This is a genomic window from Pseudomonas sp. Marseille-Q7302 (assembly GCF_965111925.1).
Window position 1 is genome coordinate 2,801,625 of sequence record NZ_CBCOPK010000001.1, and the last position, 11,579, is coordinate 2,813,203.

The 11,579-nt window shown below is 66.1% G+C and carries 10 protein-coding genes; all 10 read right to left on the minus strand.

The window, feature by feature from the left end:
* Positions 1-2 precede the first annotated feature (2 nt).
* Complete coding sequence (gene folC, locus ACWPW1_RS13140; RefSeq protein ID WP_434774368.1) at positions 3-1,295, minus strand: bifunctional tetrahydrofolate synthase/dihydrofolate synthase; 1,293 nt, start codon at positions 1,293-1,295, stop codon at positions 3-5.
* Positions 1,295-2,164, minus strand: a complete 870-nt coding sequence (gene accD / locus ACWPW1_RS13145) for an acetyl-CoA carboxylase, carboxyltransferase subunit beta (RefSeq protein WP_059315178.1) — start codon at positions 2,162-2,164, stop codon at positions 1,295-1,297. The genes folC and accD overlap by 1 nt, the downstream gene beginning before the upstream one ends.
* A gap of 208 nt (positions 2,165-2,372) precedes the next feature.
* Positions 2,373-3,002 carry a phosphoribosylanthranilate isomerase gene (locus ACWPW1_RS13150; RefSeq protein WP_059315179.1) on the minus strand — a complete coding sequence of 210 codons (630 nt, stop codon included), beginning with the start codon at positions 3,000-3,002 and terminating at the stop codon, positions 2,373-2,375.
* 54 nt (positions 3,003-3,056) lie between these two features.
* Positions 3,057-3,908, minus strand: a complete 852-nt coding sequence (truA, locus tag ACWPW1_RS13155; protein ID WP_007158660.1) for a tRNA pseudouridine(38-40) synthase TruA — start codon at positions 3,906-3,908, stop codon at positions 3,057-3,059.
* A 70-nt stretch (positions 3,909-3,978) separates the two neighbouring features.
* A complete protein-coding gene (locus ACWPW1_RS13160; protein WP_454253140.1) occupies positions 3,979-6,597 on the minus strand; it encodes a FimV/HubP family polar landmark protein in 2,619 nt (872 codons plus the stop codon).
* Between the two features lie 174 nt (positions 6,598-6,771).
* The gene (locus ACWPW1_RS13165) at positions 6,772-7,767 is read right to left on the minus strand and encodes an aspartate-semialdehyde dehydrogenase (protein WP_271655120.1); all 996 of its coding nucleotides are present in this window, start codon (positions 7,765-7,767) and stop codon (positions 6,772-6,774) included.
* Between the two features lie 77 nt (positions 7,768-7,844).
* Positions 7,845-8,957: an aspartate-semialdehyde dehydrogenase gene (asd, locus tag ACWPW1_RS13170; RefSeq protein ID WP_007158663.1), complete on the minus strand. Its 1,113-nt coding sequence runs from the start codon at positions 8,955-8,957 to the stop codon at positions 7,845-7,847.
* Positions 8,958-9,013: 56 nt separating this feature from the next.
* Positions 9,014-10,096, minus strand: coding sequence for a 3-isopropylmalate dehydrogenase (gene leuB, locus ACWPW1_RS13175; protein WP_059315183.1), 1,083 nt, complete (start codon positions 10,094-10,096; stop codon positions 9,014-9,016).
* A gap of 19 nt (positions 10,097-10,115) precedes the next feature.
* Positions 10,116-10,880: a methyltransferase domain-containing protein gene (locus tag ACWPW1_RS13180; RefSeq protein WP_434774371.1), complete on the minus strand. Its 765-nt coding sequence runs from the start codon at positions 10,878-10,880 to the stop codon at positions 10,116-10,118.
* A 45-nt stretch (positions 10,881-10,925) separates the two neighbouring features.
* Positions 10,926-11,570: a 3-isopropylmalate dehydratase small subunit gene (gene leuD / locus ACWPW1_RS13185; RefSeq protein ID WP_454253141.1), complete on the minus strand. Its 645-nt coding sequence runs from the start codon at positions 11,568-11,570 to the stop codon at positions 10,926-10,928.
* Positions 11,571-11,579 lie beyond the last annotated feature (9 nt).

Consider the following 11,579-nt stretch of genomic DNA (forward strand, 5'->3'; position numbering starts at 1 on the left):
GGTTATGCCTCCGCGGATTCGGATGGGGAAGAAAGCTGCGCGACGACCTCGGCAACGCTGTAGAAGGAGCCGAACACGACCACCTCGTCGGCCGCCGCACTGGCCGCCAGTTGCGCCTCGAAGGCGGCCAGCAGCGAGGCATGGACCTCGGCCTGGGCGCCGCGTGCGGTCAGGATGCCCGCCACCTCGGCGCCATCGCGACTGCGTCCGGTCGGCAACGTGGCCACCGCCCAGCTGGCGAAGAGCCCTTCCAGCGGTGCCAGGATCCCGTCCAGGTCCTTGTCCGCCAGCACGCCAAATACCGCCCGACGCACGCCGGCGATCGGCTTCATTGCCAGGCGGCGGGCCAGGTACTCGGCCGCATGCGGATTGTGCGCCACGTCCAGCAGGATGTGACGCGCCTCCCCTGCCCGCTCAACCTGCCGACGATCCAGCCGACCGGTCATACGGGTGGCCAGCAAGGCGGCAGCGATCTGCTCAGGGAGCCAGGGCTGGTCGAGCAAGGCATAGGCCTGTAGCGCCAGTGCCGCGTTCTCCATGGGCAAATCGAGCAACGGCAAGCCAGGCAGGAGCCGCTCGTTGCCCTGGGCATCCCGACCGCGCCAGAACCAGCTAGCGCTCTCGATCTGCAGGTCGAAGGCTTCGCCACGTTGCAGCAGCGGTGCTCCCAGCCGCTCGGCAGCCTCGGCCAGCTCCGCCGGAGGCTGCACGTCACCACAGAGAGCCGGTTTGCCGGCGCGGAAGATGCCGGCCTTTTCCACAGCGACGCTTTCGCGGGTGTCGCCCAACCATTCGGCGTGATCCAGGCCAATGCTGGTGACCAAGGCCAGATCGGCGTCGATCAGGTTCACCGCGTCCAGGCGGCCACCCAGACCGACCTCGAGGACGGCGACGTCCAGGTCGGCGCGTTCGAACAGCCAGAAGGCCGCCAGAGTGCCCACCTCGAAATAGGTCAGGCTGATCTCGCCACGGGCGGCTTCCACCGCGGCGAAGGCGGTGCAGAGCTCGCTATCGCTGGCAAGAGTGCCATCCACATCGACGCGCTCGTTGTAGCGCACCAGATGGGGCGACGCATAGACGCCCACCCGCTGCCCGCTGGCGCGCAGCAGGCTGGCCAGAAAGGCACAGGTAGAGCCCTTGCCGTTGGTGCCGGTCACGGTCACCACCCGCGGGGCCGGCCGGGTCAGTCCCAGCCGCTGCGCGACCTCGCGCACCCGGTCCAGGCCCATGTCGATCGCCGAGGGATGCAGCTGCTCGAGATAGGCCAGCCACTGCGCGAGGCTGCGCGAAGCCATCAGGCCGCCGGAACCGGCTGGTGCTGGAAGGTCGCCAGTAACCGCGCCAGGCGGTCACGCAGCTCCTTGCGCGACACGATGAGGTCGACGGCGCCGTGGTCCAGGAGGAACTCACTGCGCTGGAAACCTTCCGGCAGCTTTTCACGCACGGTCTGCTCGATCACGCGCGGACCGGCGAAGCCGATCAGCGCCTTGGGCTCGGCGACGATGACGTCACCCAGCATCGCCAGACTGGCGGAGACACCACCGTAGACCGGATCGGTCAGCACGGAGATGAAGGGAATGCCCTCTTCGCGCAAGCGTGCCAGCACCGCGGAGGTCTTGGCCATCTGCATCAAGGAGATCAGGGCTTCCTGCATCCGCGCACCACCGGAGGCGGAGAAGCAGATCAGCGGGCAGCGCTGTTCCAGGGCCACATTGGCCGCGCGCACGAAGCGCTCGCCGACCACGGCGCCCATGGAGCCGCCCATGAAGGAGAATTCGAAGGCACAGACCGCCACCGGCATGCCCTTGAGGGTGCCACGCATGGAGATCAGAGCATCTTTCTCGCCGGTTTCCTTCTGCGCTGCGGTGAAGCGATCCTTGTACTTCTTGCTGTCGCGGAATTTCAGCCGATCTACCGGCTCCAGCTCGGTACCCAATTCCTCACGACCTTCGGCGTCGAGGAAGATGTCCAGGCGGCGACGCGCATTGATACGCATGTGGTGACCGCACTTCAGGCACACGTCCAGGTTCTTTTCCAGCTCCGGACGGTAGAGGACCGCTTCGCAGGCCGGACACTTGTGCCAAAGACCTTCCGGCACCGAACTGCGCTTCACCTCGGACCGCATGATGGAAGGAATCAGTTTGTCGACCAGCCAATTGCTCATGCATCTCTCTCCACTTGCATGGGCTCCCAGCGCGGCCTAGGCCACGCCTTCCTTGAGCATCTAATAGGTTCGGCAACGCCCGCTACGTCCCGGGCCGCTACCCTCTTGTCTCATGCCGCCTCCAAGGGAGCCGGACTTCAGCCCCGCGCGAGGCGGGCCTGTCGAATATGTCGCAGGTGTGGACGGCCATCGGCCCACGAGGGTCACATCAGGCGACCGGCGCACCCCGCACAGCGGCGATGAAGCGCGCGATCTCGGCAGCATCCTTGATGCCCTTGGCCTGCTCTACGCCGCCGCTCACGTCCACGCCATAGGGCCGGGATGCGGCGATGGCCGTGGCGACGTTGTCCGCGTCCAGCCCACCCGCCACGATCAATGGCAGCGAGAGGTCAGCAGGCACGCGCGTCCAATCGAACGCCTGGCCGGTACCTCCGGGTACGCCAGCGACATAGGTATCGAGCAACAGACCGCGGGCGTCCGCATAGTCCCGGGCGATGCCGGCAAGGTCGATGTCCTCGCGCATGCGCAGGGCTTTGATATAGGGACGGCGATAACGGGCACACTGGGCCGGCGACTCGTCGCCGTGGAATTGCAGGAGATCCAGGGGCACGGCATCCAGCGTCTCTTCGATCTCGCAGGGCGAGGCATCGACGAACAGCCCCACACTGGTCACGAAGGGCGGCAGCGCCGCGACGATCTGCCGTGCCTGAGCGGCCGTGACCGCCCGCGGGCTGCGCGCATAGAACACCAGGCCGATGGCATCGGCACCGGCTGCCGCAGCCGCCAGCGCATCCTCGACCCGGGTGATGCCGCAGATCTTCACTCGAACGTTAGCCAAACCGGAATGACCTCGTTCCAAATCGATGGATGTTAGCAGACCACCTGCCCAGCGTCAGCCTTGGGGGTCATCCAGCTCGGGGATATGCCCCAGGAACAACGGACCCAGCGGCCGCTTCGGTACGGGCGTGCTTTCGGGATATTCGGCGTCCACCAGGTAGAGGCCGTAGGGATGGGCCGTAACGCCGCCCAGGCGCCGCTCACGCGCGGCCAGGACCTCGGCGACCCATTCCACCGGCCGCTCGCCACAGCCCACCGCCATCAGCACCCCGGCGATGTTGCGCACCATATGATGCAGGAAGGCATTGGCGCGGATGTCCAGCACGATCAGCCGTCCGCTCTGCCAGAGACGCAGATGGTGGATCGTCTTGATCGCCGACTTGGCCTGGCAGGCCTTGGCGCGAAAGGAGGTGAAATCGTGCGTACCGAGCAGCACCTGGGCGGCTTCACGCATCGGTTCGATCCGCAACGGCCGATGATTCCAGGTGACCTCTTCGGCCAGGTGGGCAGGCCGGATCGGATCGTTGTAGATCACATAGCGGTAACGCCGCGCCATGGCGCTGAAACGGGCATGGAATTCATTGCTGACCGGCTTGACCCAGGTGACGCTGATGTCGGACGGCAGATTGGCGTTGGTGCCCATCACCCAGGCCTTGAGCGGTCGAGCGACAGGGGATTCGAAATGCACCACCTGGCCGGTAGCATGCACCCCGCAATCGGTCCGCCCCGCGCAGTGCAGGGCGATAGGTGCCGCGGCGACCTCGGACAAGGCGTCTTCCAGCGTCTCCTGAACGGAGCGCACACCGGGTTGCTGGCGCTGCCAGCCGCGATAGCGAGCACCCTTGTACTCGACGCCAAGCGCGATGCGTTGCGGGGGAACGATGATGGTGGGATCTAGAAAATCCAAGGCGGCGGCCAGGTAAAAAAAGGGGTGGCAGCTTATAGCGCCTCCCCTCCTCTGCCAAGCCCGGCCGGCGTCAGCTGAGCTGGGCGATGATCGCCCGTGCTTCCTGCTGCTGCCCGGCATTCCCCTCGGCCAGTACCTCGTCGAGGATGTCCCGGGCACCCTCGGGATCGCCCATGTCGATGTAGGCACGCGCCAGATCCAGCTTGGTAGCGGTCTCGTCTTCGCCGGACAGGAAATCGAAGTCGTCCAGACCATCTTCCTTCGACGACCCGCTGGTGGTTTCCGCATCGAACTGACGCGAAGCCTCCTGCAGGCGTGCGGCGAACTCCTCGTCGCTCTCACGCTTGGCCGCAGGCTGCTCCTCGAAGTCGGCGAGATCGAAGTGCGCCGGCAACTCGGCATCGGCGGCCGGCTCCTCCGGCGTGGTCAGCGGCTCATCGAATGCCGCGGTGCTCGGTGCCTCGTCGCTTGCCAGGTCGCCCTGCCGCTCGAACTCGCTGAAGTCGAGGGCGAAGTCGTCATCCTTGGCCGCCGGGGTGGTACCGGGAGCAGCAGCGGGTTCAGGATCGAAGTTGAGATCGAAGTCGAAGTCGTCCCGGGAGTCGGCTGCGTTGGCCTTGGCTTCGGCAAAGGCTTCGCCGAACAGCGGCTCTTCGGCCGGGCCGGCAGGCTGGGTCGCATGATTATCTTCGGTGCCGAAGTCATCCAGGGACAGGTCGAAGTCCTGGCTGTCCTCGGTCGCCGAGAAACCCTGATCCCGGGCCTGTTCTTCGCTCAACTCATGAGCGGCGGCCAGGGCCGCAGCGCCGACCGCCGCGGAGGCCACGGCCACGGTAGCCATGGCCGGATAGCGTGACTTCAGGTGCTCGACCTCTGGCTGGGCACCGCCGATCTCCTTGAGCTCACGCTCCTCGCGCTGGAAACCGTCCTTGTCACCCATCTCGGCATAGACTTCCATGAGTTTGAGGCGCAGATCGGCGCGATGAGGCTCCTGGTCGCTGGCTTTCTTGAGCACCTCAGCCGCCTGGCTGAAACGGCCGTAGGCCATGTAGATGTCCGCCTGCCCCAGGGCATCGTCCTGGGCGTCGGCGTCGCGGGAGGTATCCTGGCCGGCCTGGCTCAGTTCCAGGCCCGCGAGGCCGTGGTGGTCGCCCAGCTCGGGATCGGCATCGAAGACGGTATCGGGACGCGCCGCTTCGGCCTCCCGCTCGCGCTCGGCCTCCTTCACCGCATTGCGGCGCGAGTTGATCATCAGCAGCACCAGCAGAGCCAGCAGTGCGCTGCCACCGATGATGCCCAGCCACAGCGGGTTGCTGAGAATCTCGTCAAGGAAGCTGTTGGTCGCTTCGGTAGGCTCGGTCGCCGGACTGCTTGGGGTGACCGGAATGACCTTGGGCTCGTTGGCACTCGCCGCGGGCGGCGCGTTACCGGTAGCGGCTTCGCTGGCCGGCGGCGTGGCGGGTTGAGCCGGTGCAGCCTCGGCCGGCGGCGTAGCAGGCGCGGTCGCCGCCGGATCCTGAGGCACTGGCGTGTTGGGGTTTTCGGCGGGAGCAGGCGTGCCTGGGACCGCCGTCTCAGGCGTGGCCTGCGCGGCGGGCTGACCCGCCGCCTGCGGATTGGCCATGTTGGCCTGCATCCGGGCCAGCTGGGCGTCCTTGAGCTGCATGATCTTCTGCAGCTTGTCGAGCTGCGACTGCAGATCGCCCAGACGACTCTTGAGTTCTTCATTCTCGCGCCGGGTGGTGTCCAGGCTTTCCTGGGTCACCGCCAGCTTGTCGGCGAGGGCCTGATCACTGCCCTTTCCACCTGCGGAGTCGCCTCCGCGGCTGGACGACTGGCCAGAGAGCAGCTTGAGGTTGTCCTTGGGTGCGGCGGTCGCCGGCGCCTCGTTTCCACTCGGCTGGGCGGAGGCATCCACCTGCCGACGCGGCGTACCGGTCGGAGCACTGTCGCCACCCTGCCTCCAGGCCCGGGTCTGACGCGCGATCTCCGCTACGGCTTCGCGCTGGGGACGTGCTCCAGCCTGTGCCTGATCGGGCAGGCGCAGCACCTGGCCGCTCTTCATGAGGTTGATGTTGCGATCGATGAAGGCGTTGGGGTTCAAATCCTGAATCGCCAGCATGGTCTGATCGACGCTGACAGTGGACGCCGGGCGATTGCGCGCCGCCACTTCCCAAAGGGTGTCACGCGGCTCGGTGGTGTAGGTACCAGGCGTCTGGGTCGCGCTCGGCGCTGGCGCGGCGGGCGGCGTGGCCGGACGCGGGGCGTTCGACGTGGTGTTGCGTGCACGCGGCGTGCCCGGAACCTGGGGGGCGAAGGGCGCTGCCGCAGCCTGGGGGGTGTAGAGCGGCGGATCCAACAGCACCGTGTACTCGCGGAGGATACGCCCGCTTGGCCAATTCACCTCGAGCAGGAAGTTCAGATAGGGCTCGCGCACCGGGCGCGCCGACGTCACGCGAATGACGGTCCGCCCATTGCGCACTTCCGGCGCGAACTTGAGATCGTTGAGGAAGAAGGCACGGTCGACGCCGGCCTTGCCGAAGTCCTCGGCGGACGCGAGGTTGGGTCGCAGGTCGGCGGTGCCAAGATCACGCAGGTCCGACAGATCGATGGTGGCATCGAAGGGCTGATTGAGCGCGGAGTTGAGATGGATCTCCCCCAGGCTGAGGGCCTGGGCCGCGCCAGACATCAAGGCGCTCGCCGCTGCAATTGCCCGCACCAGTTTCTGAACTCGAACCATGACCGTCCCTTTTTAGAAGCTGTCGATCGCGCCACCGTGCGGGCGCCTGTGTCCATCGCTGCGTGCCACGTCTACTGCCCTTTCGCTCAAGCCAAAAGGGCGAAGCATTTCACGAAGTATCTTTTAGGCCGACTGTTTAAGCAACAATTCGGCCAGCTGAACGGCCGTGAGCGCCGACAATCTGACGTTGTCCGCCACCAACCAGCACTCCAGCCGCCGCGCATCCCGCGGATGCAGCCTTACCCGTCCCACCAGCACCTCTTCGCGCCCCAGGGCATCGCCCACCGCCGACGGACAGTCAACGTCTTCGTCGAGTGCCAGCCCGGGCTCATCACCCAGCGCTTCCAGCACCTGCTCCAGCTGCCAGGCTTCCCTACCCCGCAGACTCAGCGCCAGGCTGTCGCCAAAGAATACGGGCGCCTGTACGGCAGTGACGTCCAGTACCGGCAAGGTCTCGCCCAGCACCTGCTGACATTCGTCCAGCAGGCGATGTTCCTGGGCAGTATAGCCACCCACAGCGGGAGCACCGGTGCGACCGAGCAGATTGAAGGCCAGCTGGCCTTCGAACAGCCGGGCCTCGACGGGCCGACCATTGAGCAGTTCGGTGGCCTGCCGCGCCAACTCCTCGACACCGCCACGGCCGGCGCCGGACGCGGCCAGGCAGGCGGTCAGGGACGCATCGCTGAGCGTATTGAAGCGAGCCAGCACGGCTGCCACGCTGGCAGCGGCCTGTGCCGCCGCGAGCGGTACGCCAAGCCAGGCGGCAGCGGGAAGGCTATCGAGCGTCTCGCCATTGATGCGCGGCAGTACGGACGCCGCGGCGGAGGCACCGCTGAGGTCCAGTACGGCGCAACCAGCGGCGGCCAGTTGTGGCCTCAGGGTTTCCACCACGGCTGCCGGCACCGCGAGGATGACAAGGCCGACCTGAGCGAAATCGAAACCTTCGAGACCGGCGACGCGCAGATTGCTGCCTCGGAAGGGCAGATTCTGACCCGCCGATTCACCGCTGGCGAGCAGGTGCAGCCTGCCGAGCGGCACGTCACGTTCGTCGAGGAGCTCACGAATGGCTTCGCCATAGGCACTGGTGGCGCCGATGAGGGCGATATCTCTGGCAGTCATGATAGGACGGTCCGCAACGAAAGAGGGCCGCACTTTACTGGCGGCCCTCCTCTATAGGCAAACGTTTAACCGTCGGCTCACTGCTCGAGCAGGATCCGCAACATGCGGCGCAACGGCTCCGCGGCGCCCCACAGCAGCTGGTCGCCCACGGTGAAGGCGCCCAGGTACTGGGAGCCCATGTTCAGTTTGCGCAGGCGGCCAACCGGTACGCTCAAGGTGCCGGTAACGGCAGCCGGGGTCAGGTCGCGCATGCTGACGTCGCGGTTATTCGGCACCAGCTTGACCCAGGGATTGTGCTGGCTGATCAGACCATGGATGTCGGACAGCGGCACGTCCTTGTTCAGCTTGATGGTCAGCGCCTGGCTGTGGCAACGCATGGCGCCGATGCGCACGCAGATGCCATCCACGGGAATGGGATTCTTGAAACGTCCGAGAATCTTGTTGGTCTCGGCCTGGGCCTTCCATTCCTCGCGGCTTTGGCCGTTGGGCAGTTCCTTGTCGATCCAAGGGATCAGGCTGCCGGCCAGCGGGACGCCGAACTGCTCGGTGGGGAAGGCCTCGCTGCGCAGGGTCTCGGCGACCTGACGGTCGATGTCGAGGATGGCGCTGGCCGGGTCGGCCAGGCTGTCGGCGACGGCGGCGTGGGTCGCGCCCATCTGGCGAATCAGTTCGCGCATGTTCTGGGCACCGGCACCGGACGCGGCCTGGTAGGTCATGGCGCTCATCCAGTCTACCAGACCGGCTTCGAACAGCCCGCCCAGGGCCATCAGCATCAGGCTGACGGTGCAGTTGCCGCCGATGAAGTCCTTGCGGCCATCGGCCAGGGCCTGGTCGATGACGCGACGGTTGACCGGGTCCAGCACGATGACGGCGTCATCCTGCATGCGCAGGCTGGAAGCCGCATCGATCCAGTAGCCTTTCCAACCGGCCTGGCGCAGCTTAGGGAACACCTCGCTGGTGTAGTCGCCGCCCTGGCAGGTGAGGATGACGTCGAGGGTCTTGAGCTCGTCGATGCTGTAGGCATCCTTGAGCGGCGCCACGCCCTTGCCAATGGCAGGGCCTTCACCGCCAACATTGGAGGTGGTGAAGAACACCGGCTCGATCAAGTCGAAATCCCGCTCTTCGAGCATGCGCTGCATGAGCACGGAGCCCACCATGCCACGCCAACCGATCAGACCTACACGTTTCATCGCTACTGCACCTTTATTGTCTTGAGGACGGCCGCCTCCCCTGGCGGCCGATCAGATTAACGCCTTGCGAGGGCGGCGACCACTGCTTCGCCCATCTCGCGGGTACCGACCCGCTGCTTGCCTTCCGACCAGATGTCGCCGGTCCGCAGCCCCTGGTCTAGCACCTGGCCCACCGCCGCCTCGATGGCCTCGGCCGCCACGGCGGCGCCAAAGGTGTATCTGAGCATCATGGCCACCGAAAGGATGGTCGCGAGGGGGTTGGCCACGCCCTGGCCGGCGATGTCGGGCGCCGAGCCGTGGCAGGGTTCGTACATGCCCTTGTTGTGGGCGTCCAGGGACGCCGAGGGCAGCATGCCGATGGAGCCGGTCAGCATCGAGGCTTCGTCGGAGAGGATGTCGCCGAACATGTTGTCGGTGACGATCACATCGAACTGCTTGGGCGCGCGCACCAGCTGCATGGCAGCGTTGTCGACGTACATGTGGCTGAGTTCGACGTCCGGATAGTCCTTGGCCACCTCCTCCACCACTTCTCGCCACAGGCGGCTGGATTCGAGGACGTTGGCCTTGTCCACCGAGCACAGCTTCTTACCGCGCAGGCGCGCCATGTCGAAGCCGACACGGGCGATGCGGCGGATCTCGCCTTCGCTGTACGGCAGGGTATCGAAGGCCTGGCGTTCGCCGTTCTCCAGCACCCGGGTCTCGCGCGGCGAGCCGAAGTAGATGCCGCCGGTCAGCTCGCGGACGATGAGAATGTCCAGGCCGGAGACCACTTCCGGCTTGAGGGTCGAGGCCTCGGCCAGCTGCGGGTAGAGAATGGCTGGACGCAGGTTGCCGAACAGACCCAGGGCGGAACGGATCTTCAGCAGACCGCGCTCGGGGCGGATGTCACGCTCGAGCTTGTCCCACTTGGGGCCACCCACGGCGCCCAGCAGCACGGCAGCGGCGGCGCGGGCGCGCTCCAGGGTCTCATCGGCCAGGGGAACGCCGTAGCGGTCGATGGCCGCACCGCCCAGGTCGTCGTGGACCAGCTCGAAGCCCAGCTCATGATCGCGGTTGACCGTTTCCAGCACCTTGACCGCTTCGGCCATGATTTCCGGACCGATACCGTCGCCCGGCAGGATGAGGATCTGCTTGCTCATTGTCTTTTCCTGTCTCACATCAGATGGGCTGGGCCCAGAGAACCATGACGTCGACGCTGAAGGAGCCGTCGCGGTCGATTTCGAAATATTGGCGCACTTCCTGGCCGATCTTGCTCTGCAGGCTGCGGATGGCCTGGCACTGCGGCTCGGGGGTACGCATGCGCTCGGTCCAGCTGGCGAAGTCCAGGCGCAGGCGCTGGCGGCGGCAGCGGGTCACGCCCAGGCGCGCCATGTCCAGCAGGCGATGCCACTCGGCGAAGGAGTAGTCACGCACGTGACTGATGTCGCGCAGGATCTCCACCGTCTGCAGATAGGTATCCAGGCGCGGGTTGGCCGGCGAGATCACGTCGATGATGGCCATCTCGCCGCCATGGCGCAGCACCCGGCGCACTTCGCGCAGGGCGGCGCCGATGTCGCGCCAATGGTGCGCCGAATAGCGGCTGAAGACGAAGTCGAAGCTGGCATCGCCGAAGGGCAGATGCTCGGCCATGCCGGGTTGGACGCTGATGTTGTCCAGGCCCTGCTCGGCCGCGGTGCGCTTGACCACCGACAGCATTTCCTCGGCCAGATCCAGGGCAACCACCTGCCCGGCCACCGGCGCCACGTTGTAGCTCACGTGACCGCCACCGCACCCGAGATCAAGCACCTTGGCGCCTTCTCGCTGCGCCACCGCCTCGCGCAACTCGGCGAGTTCGGCGCCCTGGGCATGGACGGCGCTGGTCAGGTAGGCCTCGGCGGTGGCGCCGAATTGCTGCTGTACGTGTTGCTCGTGTTCACCGCTCATGGAGCCTCCGGAAAGAGCGCCGACCCCGAGGGCCGGCGACTGGGTTCAGGCGCTGGGGAACATCCAGGGACTGCTCTGGCGATAGCGGGCTTCGAAACTCCCGATGGCGTCGGCATCCTGCAGGGTCAGGCCGATGTCGTCCAGGCCGTTGAGCAGGCAGTGCTTGCGGAAGGCATCGATCTCGAAGGGCAGCGCCACGCCGTCGGGACGGCGCACGGTCTGGCTTTCGAGATCGACCACCAGCTGGTAGCCCTCATGGGCCTCGACCTGACGAAACAGCTCCTCCACCTCGGCATCGCTGAGGATGATCGGCAGCAGGCCGTTCTTGAAACTGTTGTTGAAGAAGATGTCGGCGAAGCTCGGCGCGATCACCGAGCGAAAGCCGTAGCCATCCAGCGCCCAGGGCGCGTGCTCGCGACTGGAACCGCAACCGAAGTTCTCCCGCGCCAGCAGGATGCTGGCGCCCTGGTAGCGTGGCTGGTTGAGCACGAAGTCAGGGTTGAGCGGGCGCTTGCTGTTGTCCTGGCCGGGCTGGCCGACGTCCAGGTAACGCCACTCGTCGAACAGGTTCGGGCCGAAGCCGGTGCGCTTGATCGACTTCAGGAATTGCTTGGGAATGATCTGGTCGGTGTCGACGTTGGCGCGATCCAGGGGAGCGACCAAACCGTTGTGCTGGGTAAAGGCTTGCATGGTTAGGCT